Below are 23242 nucleotides of genomic sequence, written 5' to 3'. Positions count from 1 at the left end.
ACCTGGCTTTACACTCTAAGAAACCGACTTCGCACTCTAAGAAATTGACACAAATTCAGCCTACAGCTTTTTTTATCCTTTCGCCAATGAAAACATACGCACGAACCTTAACCATTGCCGGGTCGGATAGTGGCGGGGGGGCCGGTATCCAGGCCGATCTCAAAACGTTTGCCGCTCTCGGCTGCTACGGCATGTCGGTGATTACCGCCCTGACGGCGCAAAATACCAAAGCCGTAACAGGTATAATGCCGGTACCTCCAGCGTTTATTGCCGAACAGATGAAAGCCGTGTTGAGCGACATTGGTGCCGATGCGGTGAAGATCGGTATGCTGCACTCGGCGGAAGTCATTGAGCAGGTAGCCAAAACGCTGGTTGAGTTTGGCGTAAAAACCATTGTATTGGACCCGGTTATGGTAGCTAAAAGTGGCGATAAACTCTTGCAGGACGAAGCCGTCGACGCGCTCAAAAGGTACCTGTTACCCATTGCGTCCGTGATTACACCCAATCTGCCCGAAGCAAGTGTATTGCTGGGTCGACCAATCGAGACGATGGCTGATATGCAACAGGCCGCCGTTGATCTGGCAACACTCTGCCCAGGGGCTATTCTGGTGAAAGGGGGTCACCTGACGACCAATGAAAGTACCGACCTGCTCTATGTATCCGCAACGGAACAGCATTCTTTTCCGACAATACGAATTCAAACGGGCAACTCGCACGGAACGGGCTGTACGCTCTCGTCGGCCATTGCCGCCGGATTGGCCAGAGGCTTATCGGTCTTGGATGCGGTAGCCGCTGCCAAAGACTATTTAACCCAAGCCCTACGAATGGGGGCCGTTTATAAACTCGGGCATGGACATGGCCCCGTTCACCACTTTTTCAACGTTTGGCAATAACCAATTATGACATTCACCGACCAGCTCTGGCAGGACATCAGCCCAATCTACATCTCCATACTCGAACACGGATTTGTCAATGAATTAATGGCGGGTAGCCTGCCCTCGCCAACGTTTCAGTATTACATTCAGCAGGACGCCCTCTACCTGACGGACTTCAGCCGGGCGTTGAATCAACTGGCCGCGCGAGCTACCACACCGGACGATATACTGACCTTTACACAATTCGCGCAGAACGCTATTCTGGTGGAGCGGGCGCTTCACCAGACCTATTTTGCCCTCTACGACATCCAACCCGAAACGGCTAAGATGCCTGCCTGTTTTGCCTATACCAACTACTTATTGGCCACTACATCGCTTCAATCCATTGCTGTTGGAGCGGCTGCGGTGCTACCCTGTTTCTGGATTTACCGGCAGGTCGGTAAACACATTTACGAGCGCGCCATCCAGGAAAACCCCTACCGAAGCTGGATCGACACTTATGCGGGCGACGCCTTCGACCAGTCGGTCAACCAAATGCTGGCCCTCACCGACAAATACGCCGAAACAGCCGGACCGCTTGAGCGAGACCAAATGCGGGAAGCGTTTCGGGTATCGAGTCGACTGGAGTGGTATTTCTGGAATGACGCTTATAGGCAAACTCACTGGCTGATATAGACACGCGTAATTCAAACAAACACCCTAAGAGAAACGGTCAGCTTGCTCTTTCCGGAAAAGTATAACCTAACATACATACGTATGCGAGTGCCTTTATTCGTAAGATACCCAGTCGAATTCAGGTCTGGCTGTTTGATAATTTTTTCACCTAAATCGCCTGGTTACAATTTATCTTATGTAAAAGCAAAATTTGTGTAACTATTATTCGCTATCCATACGCGCTCATCACAATTACACAATTCCTATATACTACAAATAGATTACGTAAACTTATTTTGACTTGTTCCACAACTCCTACTAACAATTAGTTAGTAGGAGAATCTCTCTTCCCGTAGGCAGGCAACCTCATTTTCTTGCCAATGTCACAAATCCAATCTAGCTTTAAGTAGTACAATCAACATTGTATCAGGCTGATAAGCTGCAATTTAACGCATTTGGCCCTCTAAGATAAGCTGGTCATTTGTTGCGTTCACTTTCTTTTTTGTTTAATTATAACCAGTTACCTGTATGAAGAAAGCACATGTTATGCTGCTAGGTCTTTTAATCGGCTCTTTTGCGAGCTTGCCTACAGAAGCTCAAGTGAGCGAACCGAACCGTCGGCCCGTCAATGCACCGCTGGATGGTGGTTTAAGCATCTTACTGGCTGCCGGAGCCGCTGTTGGCCTGAAAAAGGCTCATCAAAAACGGAAAGAGGCTCGTTCCATGCGTTAACCGGACGAAATCAAGTCCGTTTTTGTAGTACGTCAACGGGATATACCCGAACTCAACGAGTTATGTAGCCGGTTTTGGCAAACCAAGTCCAAAATCGGCTACATAACTCGATTTGCTGTTTATCTCAGCCAGTTATGAATGATCGTTTGCTCAACTACGTAGATGGAGCCTATTTGGTCAAACTCATCTTAGTTTTCACCTCGCTCTATTACTTCAACATCTTTTATTGGGGACTTACTGACCCTCAAAACCAGTACAGCTATTTTCTGGATCATTACCTGAATTATATCAGCTGGTTTCAGCAGTCTATTCTGTACACGGCTCACCTGCTCTCCCAGCTGGCGGGTTTATCTACCTTCGTTGACCCACCTCAACTCATTCGAACAGTTTCCGGGGCTTCGGTCATTATTTCCTTTGACTGTTTAGGGCTGGGTGTATCCAGCTTCTGGACTGCTTATGTCATTGCTAATACTGGCACCTGGCAAAACAAGGCAGCCTGGCTTCTGGGAGGAATCGCGCTGATCTGGTTTGTCAACTGTTGCCGAATTGCCATACTTCTGTTTGCGCTGGATAAAAACTGGCCCGAGAGCCGCTACATCGATCATCACGATCTTTTCAATGTGGCCGCGTATGGAATCATCCTCACGCTAATGTACTTCCATAGCCATCAGCCCAGCCGAAACACCAGTCTGGATCAGCCTTAAACCAATTAATGAGTGCTGTTTACTCCTATCCGTACTGATCCCCTTTTACGAGAGCCGCCAGTTTTTTAGGCGCTACTTCGCAATAAGCCATGGTTAAGGCGTCTATCAGCGTCTCATCAAACACTTTGGCCAGGTTGACGAGTGTCCAGCCCTGTTTGCCCCACTTGTTGGGAACCGGATAAATGACGGAAGTATCGAAGCTGCAAAAAGCGGCCTGATCGAGTTCGGCCAACTTCACACAAATCCGATTGTGAGGGCCGTTGTACGTTGCAAATACCCTTTTGCCCACTTTAAACGAGAACTTTCCGAAGTGGGGTTGCTCGGTTGTTTCGGGAAACGATAGGGCAATTTGCCGGATTCTCTCCAAATCGATCATATTGCTTATTACAATTTCAAGTACTCATCCAACTTGATCCTTAGAGCATTTGGGTTGTTTTGTCTGGGCCAAGCTCCAGTTTGGCCCAGACAAAACTGCTACCTTTTGTTCCAGTCTCTCTTTTGGCATACACTAAAAGCTTTCAGTGGCACTAACAGCGCTGTGCTCAGGCAATTCCAACAAAATCTCAACCGTCGCCGATGCTGCATTCATTCAGTATCCGCTTTTTTTGAAAAAACAAATTACGTAGTTTCCCAGCAAAGCAATGGACAATCAGGACCTAATCAAACTGGCCTACAAAGGCTTTAATACCCGAGATATTGATGGCGTACTCAATCTCATGCATCCAGATGTGCAATGGCCCAACGGCTGGGAAGGTGGCTACGTACACGGGCACGATGAAGTACGCGCCTACTGGACCCGGCAATGGCAGGAGATTGATCCGGAAGTAACGCCTGTTTCGCTCCGGTCAACCCCTACCGGCCAAGTCGAGGTGATCGTTCATCAACTGATCCACGACAAACAGGGAAGTATCGTAACAGATGGCATAGTCAAACATGTCTACACGTTTGATGGCGATAAAATTATACGAATGGATATAGAATGATTTATTTCTCCATTAGCGCCTGAATAGCTTTGATGATGTCGGCCTTCTTCTCGTGGGCGTTGTTGCAAAGCACAATGATCGTTTTATCGGCGTCGATGTAGCGAACAATCTGGGTTTTATAGCCCGGATTGTCGCCATCATGCTGCACAATCCGCCCAAGTTTAGGACTCTGTGCCAGTTCCCAGCCAAAGCCATACGGCGACAGGGAACCGTCATTGAGTTTAGCTGGGGTAAACGCGTCTCTCAACGTTTGCTGACTAACCAGTTTATCGGAGTAAAGCGCACGATCCCACTTCAGCAAATCTTCGACAGTGGAGCTGATGCGACCGGGGCCTTTGCGATCACCTAACCAGATGGCGTAGTTGAATTCGGGAAACGAATCGGCCTGAACGTAGCGTTTTTTCTCCGGCACATAAATATGTCCCCAGGCCACGTCAGGCAGTTTCAGCTTTGCCTCTTTAGTTCGGATATCCGTATGCGTCATGCCGAGGGGATTGAAAATACGCGTCTGGCAAAAGTTGATAAAATCCTGCCCCGATGCCCGTTCGGCAATGCTGGCCAGCAGCATATAGCCGGTATTGCTATAGGTGTATTTGCCCCCCGGCTCAAACAGTTTGGCGGGGTGGTACTTGATCAGATACGCAATGTTATCAGCGTTATTAGCGACCCTGCTTTTGTCCCAGTGCTTATCCATCACATCCTGATAATCCGGCAGGCCCGATGTGTGGTTGAGCAGGTGCCGGATGGTAATACCCGGATACGGCAGGCCCGAAATGTATTTATCAATCCGGTCGTCGTAGTCCAGTTTACCCGCCTGCTTCAGCATCAGGATGGTCATGGCCGTAAACTGTTTCGACACCGACGCCAGTTCGAAAATAGAACCCGTGGTGAGGGGTGATTTCGTCTCAAATCGTTTGTAGCCGAATGCCTTCTCGTAAATCGGTTGGCCCTTATCGGCGATGAGAATAACCCCGCTAAAATCGGGTGTACTGGCAATGAGTTTGTCGATACCGGCTGATAACGATGGCTGAGCGCTGACGTTGATTTGAAGCGACAAAGTGGTAAGCAGTAAACAAGTTATCAGTTTAGTTTTCATCTAAGAGCAGGTTGTTATGCCGGGTCGATGTGTAGCGCCGACCCGGCAGGCACAAAATAGGGAAATTTCAGTCAATCGCCGTACTCACTTACTTACCGCCAGCCGTCTTTAACAGAAAATCCCGTGCCAGTACCTGTTGGTCAGTGCTGATAAAATCGACGCCCGCTTCACGGAGTTTTGCCCAAACGAGCGGGTCTTCGGGACTCGCCCAAAACCGTAGCTTTTTCCCCTCGGCATGTACCTTATCAACCAGCTGGCGTAGCTTCCGAAACTCTTCAGCTGGTATATCGCCCTTGCCGCGCCAGCTTAGCTGGTTTTGATAAACATCACTGATGTACGGCATCACCGTCGGCGCATATCCTTTACCCAGATCGCCGGGGCGACCGTCAATTGATACCAACCGCCCTTTGGCTTTGACGATTGCCTCAACAGACCGATTACCCGTCAGAACAATCGTAACAACGCCTGATTTCCGTTTGCTATCGCCGGTGAGTAACGAGCTATACCGTTGCAGTAGCTTCGTCAATGCCTGATACGTACTATCGGCACCCGTTTTGGCGTCGATCATTAAATAAAACGGTCCCGAATAATTGGGAAACACCCGACCGCCGTTCTGACGAATTCGTTCGGCCAGCGGTTTAAGATACAGGCCTTCGAGGGTAGCGGACGGATTTTTGATGGTTGGCCGGTCGTGTGCCACATAGAGGGTATCATCAATTAAATGAACATCGGCCTCAACACTGGTGAACCCATTGTCCAGCGCATCCCAAAGCGGGCGGGATTGATGATAATCATTATGGGCATGGGCATTTACCAACGGCACAACATCGGCAAGTTGCTGCGGCACATTGGCCTGAGCGATCGGCTGGCTCCAGGCAGATTCCAGATCACCCGGCATGAATGGATTGTATTTGGGCTTACTGGAAATGATCTTCGCCCGAAGCAGCAACACATCATTCGTCAGGTCATACGTGGCGGCTGTATCGGTCACTTCGCGGAGCAATTCGGCCTGTGTGTTACCTTTCCGAACACCAAAAAACTGAATTTTATACGTTACGTCCGGCTCCATTTTAACCCGCACGACCAGTTTGTTTCCTGCCTGTGGCAACTGTTTGAGTGTAACGCCCGAACTGGCATAGAAACGGCCGGCTTCCATGGCCTCAATTAAAGACGTTGGGGTCAGCTCGGGCGCATTGACCATGACCCAACTCCGACCCGAATTACTGAACGAAGGGCCAAAAAAGTAATAATTATGGCTATCATCAGTACCCAGACCGTACATCAGCGGACGCGCCTGTTGCAGAAAATGCAGGTTTATCTTATCCCACATGGCCTCCGTGCCTTCGTGGGTACTGTCGCCGTAATTATTGACCAGATGATGGCCGTTGAAGACTTCAAAAAAGCGTTCGTACCGGAGCTGCATCAGGTCTTCGGCCTTGATGGCGTAGTAAAAATTAGGATGGTTGATGTGCGGAAACATGGGCTGACCCGTCAGTCGGCGCTGCGCCACCACCATGTCGATGTTGTTTTGCATCACCTCCGCCACGCTGTTGCCGGGCAACGGCCGAATGAGGTTCTTTACATTCGTCACGTTCATGTGAATGGGCTTGCCCTGATAACCGGTCGATACTTCTTCATTTTTCAGGATCAGGAACTTGCCCGGCTCTTCAAAATAATTCCGGTATTCGTTTAGTTGTTTCAGGCGGACACTCAGCGAGTCATTTTGCCCTTTGCGGTATGTTACCCAGTCCGGCCCAAACGTACGCAGGTACCGATCAAACGTCCGGCGTCGATCCGGCTGGCGGGGTACGTTTACCCATTTATCAACGTCCTGCAAGATGTTGTGATCAGACAGGCCAACGAACTGATAGCCATTGGCTTTGTACCAGTCCATGATCATTTCGGGGTAATCGTCGCCGTCGCTCCAGAGCGAGTGTGTGTGCAGGTTGCCTTTGTACCAGTGCTGCGCCTGGGTAATGGAGGTAACGAATAGGAATAGTACGACACTGAAGCAGGCTATTTTGTTCATTATCGGGTTAAGGGCGGGTTTATAGTATAGCGCTAATGGCACGGCTAAAGTAGCACTTTATGTTCCTGCAGTAGGCCATTCAGCATTCCATTGATTTATTGAAAGAGTATCAAAACACGTAAATTGGCTACCCAATCCTAAATCCATCATTCATAGTCCATCCATTGTGGGCTTTAATTTGGCTATCTAACAGCTTATGAAGAGAACATTTGTACCAAATTCTATTCTAATACTGGCGACAACTTATACTATTGTCATGGTTTGGGCTGTTGCTTCAGCAGAAAACAAGATAGGGCTAGTATTCTATGCAATTGTTTTGGCAGCCTTCTTCGTGGTAGTTATTTATTACCGGGATTCACTCGCCTGTGTACTTAAACTTGAAGACCATAAGCTGAAGGTAGATTATGTATTTCCTCCCAAAGAGGACTTATCCATTGACCTCTTTAAAATTCAAAGTAATATAGTTTTACGAAGGTATCAAGGCCAATATTTTGCTGGAGGTTTGCCTGCTTGGCCAGACTATTGGAACTACAAATGGTATTTTGCCTCAGAACGTTACGAATTAGAATTCCTCTATGATGGCAAGCTGGAAACTTTATCATTTCAGGTAAACATAATTAATTTTAGAAAATTTCTGAATTCGTTAATCGCCAATATTAATGCCCTTAACACCTATAAAATTCAGAGCATTGACAACAATTTCAGCAAAGGCGAGTTAGCTGTCGAATTATCTACTATGATAATAAAGCTTGTTATCGCCAACTAGGCTTTGCTATCTGATCAGTTTTAGAGCATTTAGTACTCTATTAATACTCGTTTACCTTTTTGAAACTGCCCTGAACTTTCCAAAAATCAATTTTCTCTATTTTCTATTTGTGCCTACTCATCAACCTGAACTCCGAACCGTCAACGTAACGCGCTACGCCAAACCCCTACGGGAAGGTGGCTCGTTGCCCGCCCTGGTCGAAGCCGACGACGATTTTCTGTACGTACTCAAGTTTCGCGGGGCCGGTCAGGGGACCAAAGCCCTCATTGCCGAACTGGTAGCGGGCGAAATTGCCCGGGCGCTTGGTCTGCGTATTCCCGAAATCGTTTTCGCGACCCTCGACGAAGCCTTTGGCCGTACCGAGCCCGACGAAGAAATCCAGGACCTGCTCCGCGCCAGTGAGGGGCTCAATCTGGCGCTGCATTACCTGTCCGGTTCCATTACGTTCGATGCCATCGTGAACACAGTCGATGCCCGACTCGCTTCGCAGATTGTGTGGCTGGACTGTTTCGTAACGAATGTAGACCGCACCGCCCGCAACACCAATATGCTCATCTGGCATAAGGAACTATGGCTGATCGACCACGGCGCGGCCCTTTATTTTCACCATAACTGGGACAATTGGGAAGCCCAGACCCAGCGCCCGTTTGGGCAGGTGAAAGACCACGTCCTGCTGCCCCGAGCAACGGAACTAGCCGCTGTCGATGCCGAGTACCGCGCCATTCTCACGCCCGAACTTCTTCAGAGCATCGTGGCGCTGATTCCGGATACCTGGCTGATGAACCCGTCCACCTCGGAGTCGGCGGAGGAGCAGCGTCAGGTATATGCCCGGTTTTTAGAGGCCCGACTGGCTTCATCAGAAATTTTTGTCAACGCAGCAATCGAAGCCCGCAATGCACTTGTTTGAGTATGCCGTCATCCGCGTCATGCCGCGCGTTGAACGGGAAGAATTTATAAATGTAGGCGTCATTGTTTATTGCCGCTCGCTGGGATTTCTGAAAACGCTGTACACGCTGAACGAGACCCGGCTGCGTGCCCTATCGGCAGAACTCGATCTCGATGAAGTTGGCGAGCGAATTAAGGCGTTCGAGAAGATCTGCGCAGGTCGCCGGGAAGGTGGCACCATTGGTCAACTCGGCATAGCGGAGCGTTTCCGCTGGCTTACGGCCACCCGCAGTACCATCGTTCAGTCGTCGCCCGTTCACCCCGGCTTGTGTACCGATGCGGGTGAAACGCTGACGAAACTGTTTGAGCAGTTAGTTTTGTAGCTTTCGTATCGTGGGTCTTTAGCCCGCGTAGCCGTAGGCTAAATTGTAATTAACAGTAATTAGCCTACGGCTACGCGGGCTGAAGACCCACGATACGTTTATCGCCATGCACTCATTCACCAAACCATTCCTTTATCTTTTTTCATTCCTCTCTACAACCGTCCTTGCCCAGCCGCGAACGGACGCGTTTCTCAAAGACCTACTTTCAAAAAATAGCCATCCCGTTTTTCAGAAAGTCATGCAGCACCCGGACGACTACCGGATGCAAATCATTTACACAAAAATTGACCGGGACAAGAACAACACGCCTTCTTTTACGAATTACTATTTCCGGGTCGACAGCACTGAGTATTTCAATCCGGCCTCGACGGTTAAACTCCCGCTGGCGCTGCTTGCTCTCGACAAACTGAACAGTCTAAAAAACCCGAAACTGACGAAGTTCACGGCCATGCAGTTCGACAGTTCGTACAGCGGTCAGACAAAAGAGTGGACAGACAAGACAGCGCAAAATGGGTACCCATCCATCGCCCATCTCATAAAAAAAGCCTTTCTGGTGAGTGAGAATGACCCTTACAGCCGGATGTATGAATTTGTGGGGCAGGCGGGTATCAACCGGACGTTACATGCCAAAGGGTATCTGGATACGCGCATTACGCACCGGTTTGTGCGGATGACAGCCGAGGAAAACCGACATACGAACGCCGTTCGGTTTATTGATGAATCGGGTAAGCTGATTTACAGCCAACCGGCCGCCTATAACCAGGACCCGTTCGATTTTTCGAGAACGGCCAAACTCGGCAAAGGGTATTACGCCAAAGACAGCCTGATTCATGATCCGTTCAACTTCACCGAACGCAACAAATTTCCGTTGGAAAGTTTCCAGCAGGTGCTGCAATCGGTCATGTTTCCGCGCTCCGTCCCGGTCCGGCAGCGGTTTAATTTAATGCCTGATGATTACCAGTTTCTGCATCAATACCTGTCGCAACTCCCCGGCGAAACCAATTACCCCAAGTACGACGCCAGCCAGTACTACGACACTTACGTGAAGTTCTTTTTTATGGATAGCCTGCATCATGAGTTGCCCAAAGGTGTTCGGGTATTCAACAAAGTGGGCTGGGCGTACGGTTTTCTAACGGATGCCTCCTACGTCGTTGACTTCACCAACAAAATCGAATACATGCTAACCGCAACGCTCTACGCCAACAGCGACGGCATCCTGAACGACGATAAATACGAGTACGAAAGCATTGGGTATCCGTTTCTGTACCAATTGGGCCAAACGATCTACCAGCACGAACTAAAACGCAGACGAACCCATACGCCCGATTTGCGTGCCTTTGTTATTCCCTACGAAAAACGAATAAATGATAACCGGCCGCTGGTGAAAGATGTTGATAATTAACTGGATAATTTTCGTTATTTACCGCTGATATATCCCTTACACTTAACCTTTTAGCTATATGACATACATTTCTAGATTTAGGTCAACGGTTTTACTTTTCGCAATCACCATCGTTTCCCTGTATGCACAAACAGGTACAAAACAAGCTCCTCCACTCCTGGCCGCAGCCACACCCGAAACGGCGGGCTTCTCATCTGAACGACTTAACCGAATCGACGGGCTTATTCAATCCTACATCGACAAAAAAGCCTTTCCTGGCGTAGCGGCTATTGTGGTACGAAACGGTAAAATTGTTTATCACAAGGCATTCGGCACCTCCGATCTTGACAATAACAAACCGTTGGCGAAAGATGCTATCTATCGGATTGCCTCCATGACCAAAGCCATTACGTCGCTGGCCGTCATGATGCTCCATGAGGAAGGTAAAATCATGCTCGATGATCCAATCAGCAAATACATTCCTGAATTTGCGAAGCCGGTAGTGCTCGATAAATTCAACGATAAAGACAGCACATACACCACGATTCCGGCCAAGCGGGAAATTACCATCCGGCACTTGCTTACACACATGTCGGGGCTTAATTACAACGTCATTGCCAGCGATCCACACATGCGGGCCATTTATACTAAAGCCGGTATTGTAGATGCTTTCACTACGCAGAATATAAAAATTGGCGATGCCGTCAGGAAACTGGCGAAGCTTCCGCTCAATCACCAACCGGGCGAAAAATGGACCTACGGCCTGAGTATTGATGTATTAGGCGCGTTGGTAGAGGTCGTATCGGGGTTGCCGCTGGACCAGTTTTTTCAGAAACGCATTTTCGAGCCGCTGGGAATGAAAGACACCTATTTTTATTTACCCGATTCGAAAAGGGATCGTCTGGTAGCGCTGTACTCGGAAGATAAAGACAAAAAGCTGGTCAAAACGGCTACCATCAAGAGCCTGCCTACTGACCCTGATTTCCCGATTGTAGGGGCAAAAGCTTACTTTTCGGGCGGTGGAGGTTTATCAAGTACGGCCTATGACTACGCCGTCTTTCTGCAAATGCTATTGAACAACGGAGTCTACAACGGCAAGCGGTTTCTCAGCCGTAAAGGAGTTGAACTATTCACCAACTCTAACCAGACCGGCGCACTTTTCCCTGATCCGCACGGCTATTTTAGCCTGGGATTTGCGGTTACGAACGAAAAAGGGCATACGCAGGATTTAAGCAGTGTAGGTACATTCTCCTGGGGTGGCGCTTTCAGTACCGATTATTTTGCTGATCCCAAAGAAAAAATCTGTGCTGTCCTGATGAAGCAAATGTGGGGAACAAGCTACGGCAGTGAACTTGACAACAAGTTTAGCCTGATGATTTATCAGGCCCTGGACGATCAGGAGGTTCCTGAGCCAGGAAATTGACCTATTCCGTTCTATAAATAGAGAGGGTTAATCTAAACAGTTAGATTAACCCTCTCTATTTTTTAGTATGTGTGCTGGTTTGTTATCGTTCAGGATACGTTTCTATTTGTCCTGATAACTCCTGTATAGCTTCCTTCAACTGAGTCCGGCTCAGCACAATGTCCATCTCAACCGGGAAATCAGGGTAGTTGTGCCAGGATGGAGTCAGACTATGACCCAGCTGGATTTGAAGACGGTATTTATCATCCGATAAGGCTTTTGCATCCATGCTCAGGCCCGGCTCTGAGAACCGAATCGCTACGTGCGTCGTGGCTTTATTCCAGAGTGAGCGGAGTCCTGTCAGGATTCGTTTTACTTCCCAGGTCTGCAACGGTGCCGATTGTGTATCTTCCTTCTGACGCCAGAAAGTCGACAGACGGCACTGGAGCCGATTACGGTCACGCCAGCTGTTCGTAGCATTACCATACCCTAGAATAGCTAGTTCAAAAGAGTCGAGCGAGTTAGAAGAAGATACGAATTTCATAGCCTTTTTAGTTAGGGAGTTACCTGATTCTCTACTTAACAAATATACTATATATGTTGTTTCATAATCAAGGAGTTAATCACCCAAAATATTATCCTATCCAACGGGAAAGCAACGCATCATAGTAAGTTCATAAACCACAAACCAATTGGGTTAGCCACTTTCCTTATCTTTGCGCCCGAAAGAATACACAAACTAATCATTCAGATAGATGGCAAACGTGCTCATTATTGGAGCCGGTGGGGTTGGCAGCGTTGTTGCGCACAAATGCGCGATGAACAGCGATGTCTTCACAACGATTATGCTGGCTAGTCGCACCAAATCAAAGTGCGACCGTATTGCGGCCGAAATTCAGGAAATGCACGGCGTAAGCATTCAGACGGCTCAGGTCGATGCCGATGTGGTATCCGAAATGGTTGAGCTTATCCGGTCGTTTAAGCCGGTACTGGTCATCAATGTGGCCCTCCCCTACCAGGATCTCCCCATCATGGATGCCTGCCTGGAAGCCGGAGTACACTATATGGACACGGCAAACTACGAACCAAAGGATGTAGCCAAGTTTGAATACAGCTGGCAGTGGGCGTATAAAGAACGCTTTGAACAGGCGGGACTAATGGCGCTGCTGGGCTGTGGTTTCGATCCGGGCGCAACGCAGGTGTTTACGGCCTATGCCAATAAACACTACTTCGACCGGATGGATTACCTGGACATCATCGACTGTAACGCGGGCAACCACGGCAAGGCATTCGCCACCAATTTTAACCCGGAAATCAATATTCGTGAAATTACCCAACCCGGTCGCTATTGGGAAAACGGCGAATGGATTGAGATTCCGGCCATGAGCATTCACAAGCCTATCGCCTACCCCGAAATTGGTGAGCGTGAGTCGTATGTGCTGTACCACGAAGAACTGGAATCGCTGGTTAAGAACTTCCCGACCTTAAAGCGGGCCCGCTTCTGGATGACCTTCGGACAGGCATACCTGACCCACCTCGAAGTACTTCAGAATGTGGGCATGACGCGTATTGACAAGGTGCCGTTTCAGGGCATGGATATTGTCCCACTGGAATTTCTGAAAGCGGTGTTACCTGCTCCCGAATCACTCGGCGAGAATTACACGGGTCAAACCAGCATCGGCTGCCAGATCAAAGGCGTTAAAGATGGTCAGGATACGACCTGCTACATCTGGAACAACTGCGACCACGCCGAAACCTACCGTGAAGTACGCGGGCAGGCTGTGAGCTACACTACGGGCGTTCCAGCCATGATTGGGGCTATGCTTATGCTGACCGGCGTCTGGATGAAACCCGGTGTCTGGAACTGCGAAGAACTGGACCCCGACCCGTTTATTGAGCAAATGAACAAGCAGGGACTACCCGTTCAGGAGCGCGTGAATGTTCCACTCCCGCACGAGTACCCGGAAGTTTAAACGTATTATAATTTGTTAAAACGAAGATCCCGCTTATCTCAGATGGCGGGATTTTTCGTTATTTACGCAACCAACAATATCCACGAACATACCTGCTTATGAAAACACTATTCCTGACAACCCTGGCCATCTTTTCGTTGTCGCTTGCCCACGCACAAACCCGCGATTCGACCAAAGCAAAACCCGTCCAGCAGGTCAATCCCAACGACCGGCGCAATGGATTCGAAACCTACCAGTCGACAAGCCAGATTGTTGGAACAGGACCTAATGGTATGGTCAACACCATCGATCATCGTTATGAGGGACTTCGGGGAACGCCTTATTTTTTACCGGAGTGGAACAAAGGCCAGATCGAGATGACCGCCGGTCAGAATTACACCAATGTTCCCATTAAATTCAATGCCTATCAACAACAGTTAATTCTCCTGCGGACATGGGCGGGCAATGACTCGATCATTGTCGATGCAAGTCAGGTAAAACGATTTACCCTAAAAAATAACGAGGGACAAACCTATGTTTTCAAGCGATGGCCAACCGCTATCACAAACGATCAGGCCCTGAAAGACGGGTATTTTCTGGTGCTTTATGAAGGAAAAAATACCCTGCTCAAACGTATATCAAAATCGTTTAAACCGGCAGATTATAAAAATCCTTACGCCAACGATGTTCGCTACGACGCTTTCCGGGATACGTACTCCTACTACCTGCTCAAGCCGGACCAGACGCTTACCAAAGTTAAGCTTTCCGACAAGTCGATCATCGACGCCCTCGGCGACCGGAAGGACGAATTAAAAGCGTTCGTAAAGCAGGAAAATTTATATTTCAAGACGGATAATGACGCCATTACTCTGGTAAAAAAATACGACAGCCTGTAGCCTTGTGTGGAATTTGGCGGGTGAAACCATCCAGCTGATACAAACTAAATCAGCAACGCCATGTATCCTTCTACCGCTTCCGAGGCCGTCCTGTTAACCTACGACGACATCATTTTTCAGGCTCGTAACCGGGCCTACGGTGCTTTTGACCTCCGTAGCCAATACAGACCGACACTCAGCCGCGCATTAGGGCTGGGCGTCGGTCTGTTTTTGAGTGCCCTGGCAGCGCCTACCCTGTATGCCCGTTTTTGGCCCCACGAATCCATTACGGCAAATCAGTCAATGAGCGAAGTAACGCTGACTAAACTGGCAGAACCACCCGCCGAGAAACCCATCGTCATTCCCCCCGCCGAAACCGCTCCGGCTGTTAACACCGTGCGCAATCTGCCGCCCGTTGTGATGCCTGAGGCCGATGTGGTAGAAGAAACGTTGCCCCCTACTACGGAGGAATTAAAAGACGCAACCTCCGGCACACAAACTGCCGAAGGAACCGGCGACATCGACGTTATTGCCGCACCCGAAGCATCGGCCCCAACGGTTACCGAAAAAGCGATAGAGGCCGCCCCCAAAACCGAAGCGCCCTTTCTCGTCGTCGAGCAGCAGCCGGAATATCCCGGTGGTATGGAAGCCTTACGCAACTTTCTGAGCAAAAACCTGAATTACCCTCGCCAGGCCGCTTCGGCCGGTGTGGCTGGCCGGGTATACGTTAGCTTCGTGGTAAATACCGATGGCAGCCTGACTGATTTGCAGGTCGTAAAAGGCATCGGTTTCGGTTGCGACGAAGAAGCCGTTCGGGTTATGCGTAAAATGCCCAACTGGCGGCCGGGCAAACAATCAGGCCGCGCCGTTCGGGTGAAGTATAATCTACCTATTTCGTTTACGCTGGAGTAAGGCATTATGGAATAAGCTTAGGAGCTGCATCCCTTTGCTGTATAAACCAGTCGACTACTATGGAGCCTTGTTTCCACTTATATATACCCGCACTCGTCCGACTTGTAGGGATGAGTGCGGGTTTGCTTTTACTTTCCACCCTGGCACTTGCCCAAAAACCTGCTAAAGCCGACACAACCGTCTACACAGTTGTCGAACGTCAGCCTCAGTTTCCGGGCGGTATGGATGCATTGAAAGACTATCTTCAGAAAAATATCTCTTATCCTAAGGAAGCGCAAAAAGCAGGCATAAAAGGCCGGGTACTTGTTTCATTTGTTATTGAGCCAGACGGTCAACTAACGACTATTCAATTATGGAAAGGTTTAGGCTATGGCTGCGACGAGGAGGCCATGCGGCTTGTTGAGGCAATGCCCTGTTGCTGGCAAGCTGGCAGTCAATCAGGCCGCCTGTTGCGTGTCAAATATACATTGCCTATACTTTTCGGAATCGACTATCCAAAGGTTAAGATACGATAGGTAGGTTTGCCTACCTTTGCGGCATGAATACGACTTTGCTTCAACACCTCAACGGCAATGCCGAACCCGTTATTCCGTCGCCCTGCTTTGTGCTTGAAGAAGCCAAACTCCGCCGAAATCTTGAACTGATCGACTCAGTACAACGTGCGGCCGGTGTGACCATCATTCTGGCGCTGAAAGGGTTTTCGATGTACTCGGCCTTTCCGCTGGTTCGCCAATACCTGAGTGGAGCTACGGCCAGTTCACTCAACGAAATCAAGCTTGTGAATGAATACATGGGTGTGCAGGCGCATACTTATATACCCGCTTATCAGGACGCTACGTTCGACGAGGTAGTTAGCCGAAGCAGTCACCTGACGTTCAACTCCTGGAGTCAGTGGGAGCGCTTTAAAGATCGGGTGGCCGGTAAGCCCGTTTCGTGCGGTATCCGGGTTAATCCGCAGTATTCGGAAGTAGCTACGGATATGTATAATCCCTGTGTGCCCGGTTCACGACTTGGTGCCACCCGCGATCAACTACCCGATCAACTGCCTGAAGGCCTGGAGGGCATTCACTTTCACACGCTCTGCGAGAACGATTCGTTTACCCTCGAACGCACGCTGGAATCCCTTGAAAGCCGGTTCGACAAGTTGCTGTACCAAGCCAAATGGGTGAACTTCGGCGGGGGCCATTTAATGACCCGTGAAGGCTACGATACCAATCACCTCATTGGCTTGCTGACGGCTTTCCGGCAGAAGTACAACGTCGATATAATCCTGGAGCCGGGTTCGGCCATTGCCTGGCAAACGGGTGTTCTGATCTCGACCGTACTCGATGTGTTCAACAGCCAGGGCATTGATGTCGCCATTCTGGATACGTCCTTCGCGGCCCACATGCCCGATACGCTCGAAATGCCCTACAAACCGCGCATCATTCATTCGTACCACGAGCCCGTTGCCGGAAAACCCACCTATCGACTGGGTGGCATGACCTGCCTGGCCGGTGATTTCATGGGCGATTACTCATTCGACAAACCGCTCGAAGTAGGCGACAAAGTTGTGTTCGACGACATGATCCATTACACGATGGTGAAGACCACCACGTTCAATGGCGTAAACCTGCCCGCCATTGGCGTCTGGAAAGAAGATGAATCGTTTCAGGTAATTAAGACATTCGGCTACGAAAGTTTTAAGGATAAGCTGTAGTACCGGGCGTCCCGCCCGGCTGGGCCTAAACAAACTTACTTCACGGCCGGGCGGGACGCCCGGCACTGCAACAAAAAACCTGCATACGATACCGTGTGCAGGTTTTTAGTAGACAGCTAAAGGTAACCACCTAAGGCAGTTACAGCAAAGTAAAGCTACAACCGTTTTCCCAAATGAAAACCGGTTCTTTAGTTTTTTGCAAACTCCCGGTGATAAGCCGCCGTGTATAATTCTTCTTCAGGCAAACTTTTAAAGTAATCGTACGTAATGCGAAGGCCCTCTTCGCGCGACACTTTAGGCTCCCAGTCCAGAATCGCTTTTGCTTTCGTAATGTCGGGCTGGCGTTGTTTCGGATCGTCGACGGGTAAGTCTTTCAGAATCAACTTTTGCTTGGTGCCCGTAAGTTTGATGATCTCCTCACCAAATTCTTTAATGGTGATTTCCGACGGATTGCCGATGTTGACCGGATAGGCGTAGTCGCTCAGCAGCAACCGATAAATACCTTCTACCAGATCATCAACGTAGCAGAACGAACGGGTCTGGCTACCATCGCCAAAAACCGTCAGGTCTTCACCACGTAATGCCTGTCCAATGAATGCGGGCAATACCCGGCCGTCATTCAGGCGCATGCGAGGGCCATATGTATTAAAAATCCGCACGATACGCGTTTCCAGACCATGATAGGTATGATAAGCCATCGTGATCGCTTCCTGGAATCGTTTTGCTTCGTCGTATACACCACGCGGGCCTACCGGGTTTACATTACCCCAGTATTCTTCGGGCTGTGGGTGAACACTTGGGTCGCCGTATACTTCGGACGTCGACGCAATAAGTACGCGAGCCCCTTTTACACGAGCTAGCCCAAGGCAATTGTGAATACCCAGCGACCCAACCTTCAGGGTTTGGATCGGAATTTTCAGGTAGTCGATCGGGCTGGCCGGTGAGGCAAAATGTAGAATGTAATCCAACTCACCCGGAACGTGAATAAATTTGGATACATCGTGATGGTAAAACTCAAAATTGGGCAGATGGAACAAATGCTCGATGTTCCGCATGTCGCCCGTAATGAGATTATCCATGGCAATGACATGGTACCCTTCTTTAATGAATCGGTCGCATAGATGCGACCCTAAAAAGCCGGCTCCTCCGGTGATTAGAACACGTTTCATAAGTTGTTTCGACGGCTACAGGCACAAAAACGCAGCGTATACAGGTGATAGCCACCTATATACAACTGCATTCTTATGTCTAAGTGTTTAATTGCATTTAAACTTTTTGCTCAACCGGGGCCATAATGGGCTCACGGCCTATTGAGTAGTATGTATAATTCTGTTCGATCATTTGATCAAGCTCATATACATTACGACCGTCGAAAATTACTTTATTTTTCAATAAAAGATTCATTTTATCGAAATCAGGTGTACGGAACAGCGGCCATTCGGTAATTACCACCAGCGCATCGGCGTCGTCAAGGGCGGCATACTGCGTGTGGGCGTAGGTTACTGCATTACCGATTTGCTCCCGTACATTGTCCATTGCTTCCGGATCATAGACCGTCACCTTGGCACCTGCCTCGATCAACGCCTTAATGTTATCCAAAGCCGGGGCTTCGCGAATATCATCTGTATAAGGTTTGAAGGCCAGACCCCAGATCGCAATGGTCTTTCCTTTTATATCTCCATCAAAGTGCTTCAGGATCAACGGCATGAGCTTTGTTTTCTGCTCGTAGTTAACCTCCATTACGGATTTCAGCACTTTGAAATCATAATCAAAATCCTGGGCTGTTCTCGCCAGTGCCTGCACATCTTTAGGGAAGCAGCTACCGCCGTAACCAATACCCGCAAACAGGAATCGTTTACCAATCCGGCTGTCTGTTCCGATACCCCGACGGATATCGTCTACGTTTGCGCCCGCCCGCTCACACAGGTTAGCGATTTCGTTCATGAACGTAATTTTTGTGGCTAGGAACGCGTTAGCGGCATACTTGGTCATTTCAGCCGAACGCTCATCCATAAAGATGACGGGGTTACCCTGACGTACCAGCGGTGCATACAGCCGGGTCATGACAGCTTTCGCCCGATCCGACTTCGTTCCAATAACCACCCGGTCAGGCTTCATAAAGTCTTCTACGGCAACACCTTCCCGAAGGAACTCGGGGTTCGATACCACGTCGAAGTCCACCTTGGCGTTATCTGCAATGTGCGCGTGTACTTTTTCGGCTGTGCCTACAGGTACTGTACTTTTATCAACAATGACAGCGTATTGGCTCAAAATTGGGCCCAGGTCACTGGCTACTTTCAAAATGTATTTCAAATCAGCGGAGCCATCCTCACCCGGAGGAGTTGGCAGGGCCAGAAAGATAACTTCGGCTCCCTTGATTCCTTCTTCCAGATTAGTGGTGAACGTCAAACGACCTTCTTCAACATTCCGGTGAAACAAAGTCTCCAGACCTGGTTCGTAAATAGGAACAATCCCGTTATTAAGTTTGCCTACTTTGCGCTCATCAATGTCTACACAGGTAACCTGATTTCCCGTTTCGGCAAAGCACGTACCCGTAACAAGTCCTACATATCCGGTTCCAACAACAGCTAGTTTCATATATTATCTATTAAAATAAAAAATTAAAAATTGACTATTTATACTACTCATTTACGATAATCAACGGTACAAAAATAGGAGTTTTTTAATAAGCTCCTAGGGCCAGTAAATAATATCCTGTACGTGTCAAAAGCTTTTCATTTCGATTATTCAGTTTAAAACGTTTATAAAATTACGCATGACAAAAATACAAAATACCAGTTAACAAAAACAATAGATTTACTAATATTTATTTTCGTTAATCAAAAAACTATTTTACGACCTTTTTCTGCAAATAAAAACGCTTATGTAAGCCTTAACTTTAGACTTGTACTTATCCTAGAAATTCCTTAACTTTCTTCCCAATCAACAACTAAAGAGACCCAACTTTATGACAAATGAAATTGTAGAAAACAAAGAATTAATTGCCCAATCAGTTCGAAAATTTAGTGAACGGTTCATTCTCCCCAACATTCGTCAATGGGATGATAGTCAATACTTTCCCTCAGAACTGTTCCAGGAACTGGGCGAACAGGGGTTAATGGGTATGCTTGTTCCGGAATATTACGGTGGATCGGGTTTGGGTTATCAGGAATATGTAACGGCTATCGTTGAGCTTTCCCGCGTTGACGGTTCCATTGGCTTATCGATGGCTGCCCATAATTCACTTTGCACAAATCACATTCTTCTGTTCGGCAATGAAACCCAGAAAGAAACCTATTTGCCACGGCTGGCATCAGGCGAGTGGCTGGGGGCCTGGGGCCTTACAGAACCCAATACCGGCTCCGACGCCGGAAATATGCGAACAACCGCTCAACAGGACGGTGACGATTGGGTATTAAATGGGGCAAAGAACTTCATCACGCATGGCAAAAGCGGCCATGTAGCGGTTGTGATTGCCCGTACTGGCGAACCCAATACGCCACACAACGCCACAGCGTTTATTGTAGAACGCGGTACTCCCGGCTTTTTAGGGGGGCGGAAAGAAGATAAACTCGGTATGCGGGCGTCGGAAACGGCAGAAATGCTTTTTCAGGACTGCCGCATTTCCGATAGTCAACGGCTTGGCGCGGTTGGTGATGGTTTTGTACAATCACTCAAAGTACTCGATGGAGGCCGTATTTCTATCGCGGCCCTAAGCCTTGGTATTGCTTACGGGGCGTATGATGCCGCCGTTGCTTATGCTAAAGAGCGGGAACAATTTGGTCAGCCAATTGCGAATTTCCAGGGAATAAGCTTTAAACTGGCCGATATGGCCACCGCCATTGAAGCCGCTAAACTACTGACCTATCAGGCCGCTATCTTGAAAGATGCCGGAGAGTCGGTCACGAAAGAATCGGCAATGGCGAAGTTGTTTGCGTCTGAAACAGCGGTTAGCGTTGCTAATGAGGCTGTTCAGATCTTCGGCGGTTATGGGTACACGAAGGATTACCCCGTTGAGAAGTTTTACCGCGATGCGAAGTTGTGTACTATTGGTGAAGGAACCAGCGAAATCCAGAAGTTGGTCATTTCGAGGCAGATATTAAAGTAGTCAAAATTACACGGGCGGCCCTAGGGCCGCCCGTGTAATTTTGACTACTTTAATATTAACTTATACCGTACGGCGCGAGCCCTTAATCAAGGCTGCAATACCAAGAATAACAACAGCGCCAACAAAAGCTGTTAGAATCTGGTCAATAATACCGCCATCCCGGCCGAAAATCCAGCCACCTACAAATCCACCGGCAATACCCAGCAAAATTTCGGCAAAGAGTGAAAACGAAAACCGTTTGAAAACAAGATCAGCAAGCCAGCCGGCCACTGCACCTACCAGAATTGATACTAAGATTCCCATGACGTTTGAGTGTTGAGTAAAAGTAATTTGATTAGAACAGATACATAACTCAACTACTATAGTATTGTTTACTCACTCAACCCGATAACCGCTAACATTCGTCCGGTTTGCCCTCCCTCCATCCGATATGAGAAATACGTATCGTTGTTTACTGCTGTCGAAAACGGAGAAATACTTATCTGGTTTTCAGGCACTCCGAAATCAATCAGCAACCGTGTATTTGCTGCTTTCAGATCAATGTAACTTTTTCCAGTGGTATCATCAGCACGCCTGAACGCTGGCGAGAACTGCTCGGCTACTTCGGGACCAACCTCAAACGCGCATTCATCAATGCAGGTGCCTATATAACAATAACACCCCTCCGGCAATGTGCCAAACTGATTCTGCATGGCCTCTAATGTTTTGGTTACAATTCCGCCTACCGTTCCCCGCCAGCCCGCATGGATAGCCGCAACTGCCTGATGAATCTGGTCATAAATTAAAATTGGGACACAGTCCGCCACCGTTACCCCAACGAGCAGATTTGGCCGGTTAGTGATCAGGGCATCATAGCCTTCAAACCGACCCGGTTCCGTTGCATATAAAACAGCAGTACCATGCACCTGATGTGACGACGCAAACTGGAACGAACCGGCACCAATGACCGAAAAGAAACGACGACGGTTCTCATCAACATTGACAACTTCATCGGCGGTGTTTATCCCCAGGTTGAGCGACGTAAAAGGAGCAGGACTAACACCCCCCTGTCGGGTACTCTCGGCAGCAATTACCGTAGGGAATAAAGAAAATATAGCTGGACTATAATACGATTTCATGAAATCTGGACAATTATAAGCTTGCAGGCATCCACTCCTGGCTAAAGTCCGACAAAGTTGCGGCCTAAATTGACTCCTTCCTAACGTACCGTTCGCTCAGGCAACGTGGTTTTAGTCCACTCATCAACCGGAATAACCGCTCCAGTAGTTTGCATTACATAGTACCAACCATAGCCTATATCTTTGTTTCACCAATCGGGAATAACCCGACTCGCATTTAACTCAAAACACAAAAATATAAAGACCATGAAAACGCTCATCAAATCCCTCGCTTTAGCTCTTTCACTTACCGTTGTTGCTTCGGTTGCTTCTTTTGCAAAAGCTACAGAAACCAACCCCATTGGTCGCGCATCGAAGGTTGCCACCTACAAAACAGGTATTTACACAACCGTGAAAGGCAAGTTGAACATCGCCCTTGATAAAGAGACAAACGGCCGGGTCGACATTCGTCTGAAGGACACGACGGGTACAGTATTGTACGCACAATACCTTGGCAAGCATGACAAAGGTTGCCGCCTGAGCTTAAACCTAAGCGATCTGGAAGACGGTACATACACGTTGGAAATCAGCAATGGAGCCGAAACAACGACGCAAAATGTGATCCTTTCGACAAATCAACCTGCTACACCCAACCGACTGGTTGCTATCAACTAACTCTTTCTATCTATCTCACTATTAAAAAAGGTGC

At 48.6% G+C, this 23242-nt stretch carries 25 protein-coding genes; 17 read left to right on the top strand and 8 right to left on the bottom strand.

The annotated features are described in order from the left end of the window. Window positions 1-86 precede the first annotated feature (86 nt). The 4 genes from thiD to CRO74_RS20955 all read left to right on the top strand — a co-directional run bounded on the left by thiD (window position 87) and on the right by CRO74_RS20955 (window position 2965). Window positions 87-893 carry a bifunctional hydroxymethylpyrimidine kinase/phosphomethylpyrimidine kinase gene (thiD, locus tag CRO74_RS20970; protein ID WP_097128521.1) on the top strand — a complete coding sequence of 269 codons (807 nt, stop codon included), beginning with the start codon at window positions 87-89 and terminating at the stop codon, window positions 891-893. 6 nt (window positions 894-899) lie between these two features. Then, entirely contained in the window at window positions 900-1550 is a 651-nt protein-coding gene (gene tenA / locus CRO74_RS20965; RefSeq protein ID WP_097128519.1) for a thiaminase II, read from the top strand. Between the two features lie 507 nt (window positions 1551-2057). After that, window positions 2058-2261 (top strand): PID-CTERM protein-sorting domain-containing protein, encoded by a 204-nt coding sequence (locus CRO74_RS20960; RefSeq protein WP_097128518.1) that lies wholly within the window; start codon window positions 2058-2060, stop codon window positions 2259-2261. Window positions 2262-2395: 134 nt separating this feature from the next. Then, entirely contained in the window at window positions 2396-2965 is a 570-nt protein-coding gene (locus CRO74_RS20955) for an exosortase/archaeosortase family protein (protein WP_097128516.1), read from the top strand. A 25-nt stretch (window positions 2966-2990) separates the two neighbouring features. On the opposite strand, the gene CRO74_RS20950 is transcribed toward CRO74_RS20955, so the two are convergent. Beyond that, the gene (locus CRO74_RS20950; protein ID WP_097128515.1) at window positions 2991-3341 is read right to left on the bottom strand and encodes an MmcQ/YjbR family DNA-binding protein; all 351 of its coding nucleotides are present in this window, start codon (window positions 3339-3341) and stop codon (window positions 2991-2993) included. Between the two features lie 265 nt (window positions 3342-3606). Between CRO74_RS20950 and CRO74_RS20945 the strand changes: the two genes are divergently transcribed. Then, window positions 3607-3948 (top strand): nuclear transport factor 2 family protein, encoded by a 342-nt coding sequence (locus tag CRO74_RS20945; RefSeq protein ID WP_097128513.1) that lies wholly within the window; start codon window positions 3607-3609, stop codon window positions 3946-3948. A 1-nt stretch (window position 3949) separates the two neighbouring features. On the opposite strand, the gene CRO74_RS20940 is transcribed toward CRO74_RS20945, so the two are convergent. Further along, entirely contained in the window at window positions 3950-5044 is a 1095-nt protein-coding gene (locus CRO74_RS20940) for a serine hydrolase domain-containing protein (RefSeq protein ID WP_245877929.1), read from the bottom strand. A gap of 88 nt (window positions 5045-5132) precedes the next feature. Next, window positions 5133-7073 carry a histidinol-phosphatase gene (locus tag CRO74_RS20935; RefSeq protein ID WP_097128511.1) on the bottom strand — a complete coding sequence of 647 codons (1941 nt, stop codon included), beginning with the start codon at window positions 7071-7073 and terminating at the stop codon, window positions 5133-5135. 196 nt (window positions 7074-7269) lie between these two features. On the opposite strand from CRO74_RS20935, the gene CRO74_RS20930 reads away from it, so the two are divergent. The 5 genes from CRO74_RS20930 (at window position 7270) to CRO74_RS20910 (ending at window position 11911) form a co-directional block, all read left to right on the top strand. Beyond that, window positions 7270-7839, top strand: a complete 570-nt coding sequence (locus CRO74_RS20930; RefSeq protein ID WP_144035956.1) for a hypothetical protein — start codon at window positions 7270-7272, stop codon at window positions 7837-7839. A 109-nt stretch (window positions 7840-7948) separates the two neighbouring features. Further along, on the top strand, window positions 7949-8746 hold the full coding sequence (locus tag CRO74_RS20925; protein ID WP_097128508.1) for a HipA family kinase: 798 nt from the start codon (window positions 7949-7951) through the stop codon (window positions 8744-8746). Then, window positions 8733-9107, top strand: coding sequence for a DUF3037 domain-containing protein (locus CRO74_RS20920; RefSeq protein WP_097128507.1), 375 nt, complete (start codon window positions 8733-8735; stop codon window positions 9105-9107). The genes CRO74_RS20925 and CRO74_RS20920 overlap by 14 nt, the downstream gene beginning before the upstream one ends. 106 nt (window positions 9108-9213) lie before the next feature. Beyond that, complete coding sequence (locus CRO74_RS20915; RefSeq protein WP_097128505.1) at window positions 9214-10509, top strand: serine hydrolase; 1296 nt, start codon at window positions 9214-9216, stop codon at window positions 10507-10509. A gap of 58 nt (window positions 10510-10567) precedes the next feature. Beyond that, entirely contained in the window at window positions 10568-11911 is a 1344-nt protein-coding gene (locus CRO74_RS20910; protein ID WP_097128503.1) for a serine hydrolase domain-containing protein, read from the top strand. Between the two features lie 82 nt (window positions 11912-11993). Here the strand turns inward: CRO74_RS20910 and CRO74_RS20905 are convergent, their stop codons facing one another. Then, window positions 11994-12434: a WapI family immunity protein gene (locus CRO74_RS20905; RefSeq protein ID WP_097128502.1), complete on the bottom strand. Its 441-nt coding sequence runs from the start codon at window positions 12432-12434 to the stop codon at window positions 11994-11996. Window positions 12435-12645: 211 nt separating this feature from the next. Between CRO74_RS20905 and CRO74_RS20900 the strand changes: the two genes are divergently transcribed. From CRO74_RS20900 to nspC, 5 genes are all read left to right on the top strand, one after another. Next, window positions 12646-13863 (top strand): saccharopine dehydrogenase family protein, encoded by a 1218-nt coding sequence (locus tag CRO74_RS20900; protein ID WP_097128500.1) that lies wholly within the window; start codon window positions 12646-12648, stop codon window positions 13861-13863. A gap of 98 nt (window positions 13864-13961) precedes the next feature. Next, a complete protein-coding gene (locus CRO74_RS20895; protein WP_097128499.1) occupies window positions 13962-14738 on the top strand; it encodes a hypothetical protein in 777 nt (258 codons plus the stop codon). 60 nt (window positions 14739-14798) lie between these two features. Continuing rightward, complete coding sequence (locus CRO74_RS20890) at window positions 14799-15629, top strand: energy transducer TonB (protein WP_097128497.1); 831 nt, start codon at window positions 14799-14801, stop codon at window positions 15627-15629. Between the two features lie 59 nt (window positions 15630-15688). Further along, window positions 15689-16144, top strand: coding sequence for an energy transducer TonB (locus CRO74_RS20885; RefSeq protein ID WP_245877927.1), 456 nt, complete (start codon window positions 15689-15691; stop codon window positions 16142-16144). Window positions 16145-16167: 23 nt separating this feature from the next. Then, window positions 16168-17328, top strand: a complete 1161-nt coding sequence (gene nspC / locus CRO74_RS20880) for a carboxynorspermidine decarboxylase (RefSeq protein WP_097128496.1) — start codon at window positions 16168-16170, stop codon at window positions 17326-17328. A gap of 188 nt (window positions 17329-17516) precedes the next feature. Here the strand turns inward: nspC and CRO74_RS20875 are convergent, their stop codons facing one another. Together CRO74_RS20875 and CRO74_RS20870 are read right to left on the bottom strand one after the other, a co-directional pair. After that, the gene (locus CRO74_RS20875) at window positions 17517-18497 is read right to left on the bottom strand and encodes a UDP-glucuronic acid decarboxylase family protein (RefSeq protein ID WP_097128494.1); all 981 of its coding nucleotides are present in this window, start codon (window positions 18495-18497) and stop codon (window positions 17517-17519) included. 97 nt (window positions 18498-18594) lie between these two features. Next, window positions 18595-19926 (bottom strand): UDP-glucose dehydrogenase family protein, encoded by a 1332-nt coding sequence (locus CRO74_RS20870; protein WP_097128492.1) that lies wholly within the window; start codon window positions 19924-19926, stop codon window positions 18595-18597. A gap of 370 nt (window positions 19927-20296) precedes the next feature. On the opposite strand from CRO74_RS20870, the gene CRO74_RS20865 reads away from it, so the two are divergent. After that, a complete protein-coding gene (locus CRO74_RS20865; protein ID WP_097128491.1) occupies window positions 20297-21436 on the top strand; it encodes an acyl-CoA dehydrogenase family protein in 1140 nt (379 codons plus the stop codon). Window positions 21437-21496: 60 nt separating this feature from the next. Here the strand turns inward: CRO74_RS20865 and CRO74_RS20860 are convergent, their stop codons facing one another. Next, a complete protein-coding gene (locus CRO74_RS20860) occupies window positions 21497-21739 on the bottom strand; it encodes a GlsB/YeaQ/YmgE family stress response membrane protein (protein ID WP_097128489.1) in 243 nt (80 codons plus the stop codon). A gap of 68 nt (window positions 21740-21807) precedes the next feature. Then, complete coding sequence (gene pgeF / locus CRO74_RS20855) at window positions 21808-22554, bottom strand: peptidoglycan editing factor PgeF (RefSeq protein WP_097128487.1); 747 nt, start codon at window positions 22552-22554, stop codon at window positions 21808-21810. A 246-nt stretch (window positions 22555-22800) separates the two neighbouring features. Here pgeF and CRO74_RS20850 point away from each other — a divergent pair, with 246 nt between their 5' ends. Then, the gene (locus CRO74_RS20850) at window positions 22801-23208 is read left to right on the top strand and encodes a T9SS type A sorting domain-containing protein (RefSeq protein ID WP_097128485.1); all 408 of its coding nucleotides are present in this window, start codon (window positions 22801-22803) and stop codon (window positions 23206-23208) included. Window positions 23209-23242 lie beyond the last annotated feature (34 nt).

Source organism: Spirosoma fluviale (genome assembly GCF_900230225.1).
GTDB lineage: Bacteria > Bacteroidota > Bacteroidia > Cytophagales > Spirosomataceae > Spirosoma > Spirosoma fluviale.
The sequence above is the reverse complement of the archived record's forward strand: the minus strand, read 5'-3'. Positions and strand labels throughout refer to the sequence as shown.

Excerpts from the sequence above, each read along its gene's own strand:
- thiD (WP_097128521.1), top strand. The coding sequence starts at position 87 with ATGAAAACATACGCACGAACCTTAACCATTGCCGGGTCGGATAGTGGC.
- tenA (WP_097128519.1), top strand. The coding sequence starts at position 900 with ATGACATTCACCGACCAGCTCTGGCAGGACATCAGCCCAATCTACATC.
- CRO74_RS20960 (WP_097128518.1), top strand. The coding sequence starts at position 2,058 with ATGAAGAAAGCACATGTTATGCTGCTAGGTCTTTTAATCGGCTCTTTT.
- CRO74_RS20955 (WP_097128516.1), top strand. The coding sequence starts at position 2,396 with ATGAATGATCGTTTGCTCAACTACGTAGATGGAGCCTATTTGGTCAAA.
- CRO74_RS20950 (WP_097128515.1), bottom strand. The coding sequence starts at position 3,341 with ATGATCGATTTGGAGAGAATCCGGCAAATTGCCCTATCGTTTCCCGAA.
- CRO74_RS20945 (WP_097128513.1), top strand. The coding sequence starts at position 3,607 with ATGGACAATCAGGACCTAATCAAACTGGCCTACAAAGGCTTTAATACC.
- CRO74_RS20940 (WP_245877929.1), bottom strand. The coding sequence starts at position 5,044 with ATGAAAACTAAACTGATAACTTGTTTACTGCTTACCACTTTGTCGCTT.
- CRO74_RS20935 (WP_097128511.1), bottom strand. The coding sequence starts at position 7,073 with ATGAACAAAATAGCCTGCTTCAGTGTCGTACTATTCCTATTCGTTACC.
- CRO74_RS20930 (WP_144035956.1), top strand. The coding sequence starts at position 7,270 with ATGAAGAGAACATTTGTACCAAATTCTATTCTAATACTGGCGACAACT.
- CRO74_RS20920 (WP_097128507.1), top strand. The coding sequence starts at position 8,733 with ATGCACTTGTTTGAGTATGCCGTCATCCGCGTCATGCCGCGCGTTGAA.
- CRO74_RS20915 (WP_097128505.1), top strand. The coding sequence starts at position 9,214 with ATGCACTCATTCACCAAACCATTCCTTTATCTTTTTTCATTCCTCTCT.
- CRO74_RS20910 (WP_097128503.1), top strand. The coding sequence starts at position 10,568 with ATGACATACATTTCTAGATTTAGGTCAACGGTTTTACTTTTCGCAATC.
- CRO74_RS20905 (WP_097128502.1), bottom strand. The coding sequence starts at position 12,434 with ATGAAATTCGTATCTTCTTCTAACTCGCTCGACTCTTTTGAACTAGCT.
- CRO74_RS20900 (WP_097128500.1), top strand. The coding sequence starts at position 12,646 with ATGGCAAACGTGCTCATTATTGGAGCCGGTGGGGTTGGCAGCGTTGTT.
- CRO74_RS20895 (WP_097128499.1), top strand. The coding sequence starts at position 13,962 with ATGAAAACACTATTCCTGACAACCCTGGCCATCTTTTCGTTGTCGCTT.
- CRO74_RS20890 (WP_097128497.1), top strand. The coding sequence starts at position 14,799 with ATGTATCCTTCTACCGCTTCCGAGGCCGTCCTGTTAACCTACGACGAC.
- CRO74_RS20885 (WP_245877927.1), top strand. The coding sequence starts at position 15,689 with ATGGAGCCTTGTTTCCACTTATATATACCCGCACTCGTCCGACTTGTA.
- nspC (WP_097128496.1), top strand. The coding sequence starts at position 16,168 with ATGAATACGACTTTGCTTCAACACCTCAACGGCAATGCCGAACCCGTT.
- CRO74_RS20875 (WP_097128494.1), bottom strand. The coding sequence starts at position 18,497 with ATGAAACGTGTTCTAATCACCGGAGGAGCCGGCTTTTTAGGGTCGCAT.
- CRO74_RS20870 (WP_097128492.1), bottom strand. The coding sequence starts at position 19,926 with ATGAAACTAGCTGTTGTTGGAACCGGATATGTAGGACTTGTTACGGGT.
- CRO74_RS20865 (WP_097128491.1), top strand. The coding sequence starts at position 20,297 with ATGACAAATGAAATTGTAGAAAACAAAGAATTAATTGCCCAATCAGTT.
- CRO74_RS20860 (WP_097128489.1), bottom strand. The coding sequence starts at position 21,739 with ATGGGAATCTTAGTATCAATTCTGGTAGGTGCAGTGGCCGGCTGGCTT.
- pgeF (WP_097128487.1), bottom strand. The coding sequence starts at position 22,554 with ATGAAATCGTATTATAGTCCAGCTATATTTTCTTTATTCCCTACGGTA.
- CRO74_RS20850 (WP_097128485.1), top strand. The coding sequence starts at position 22,801 with ATGAAAACGCTCATCAAATCCCTCGCTTTAGCTCTTTCACTTACCGTT.